Origin of the sequence: Pseudomonas asplenii, assembly GCF_001293465.1 — a bacterium.
GTDB lineage: Bacteria > Pseudomonadota > Gammaproteobacteria > Pseudomonadales > Pseudomonadaceae > Aquipseudomonas > Aquipseudomonas fuscovaginae_B.
The window spans coordinates 1-548 of sequence record NZ_JSYZ01000070.1; the positions used below are offsets into that span (position 1 = coordinate 1).

1 protein-coding gene is annotated in these 548 nt (G+C 68.8%); it reads right to left on the bottom strand.

What is annotated here, in order from left to right:
- A partial coding sequence (locus tag PF66_RS31675; protein ID WP_152973150.1) for an AMP-binding protein occupies nt 1-548 on the bottom strand: 548 nt, incomplete at both ends.

The following is a 548-nucleotide window of genomic DNA, read 5'->3' on the forward strand; positions in this document are numbered from 1 at the left end:
TGGCGGTGCTCGACCATCACGCCCTTCGGTTCACCCGTCGAGCCCGAGGTGTAGATCACATAGGCCAGGTTGGCCGCGCCCAGCGTGGCGACCACCGGATTGTCCTGCGGTTGCGCGTCGACACCCGCCACACGGCGGGCCTCGGCGTCGAGCAGCAGCACCGGCACCTCGACCGCCGGCAGCCGTTCGTGCAGCTCGGCCTGGGTCAGCAGCACCCGTGGTGCGCTGTCGCGCAGCAGGTAGGCCAGGCGCTCCGCCGGGTGGGATGGATCGATCGGTACATAGCAGGCGCCGGACTTGAGGATCGCCACCAGGCCGACCAGCGTGTCGAGGTTGCGTCGGGCGCAGATGGCGATGCGATCGTCAGGTTGCACGCCGAGGCCGAGCAGGTGATGGGCCAGTTGGTTGGCCTGGCGGTTCAGTTCGGCATAGGTCAGGCTTTGCCCGGCCTGGACCACTGCCAGGGCATCGGGACTGGCCAGGACCCGGGCTTCGAACTGCCCGGCAAGGGTCAGGTCGGCAGGGTAAGGCACGGCAGCGGGATTGAA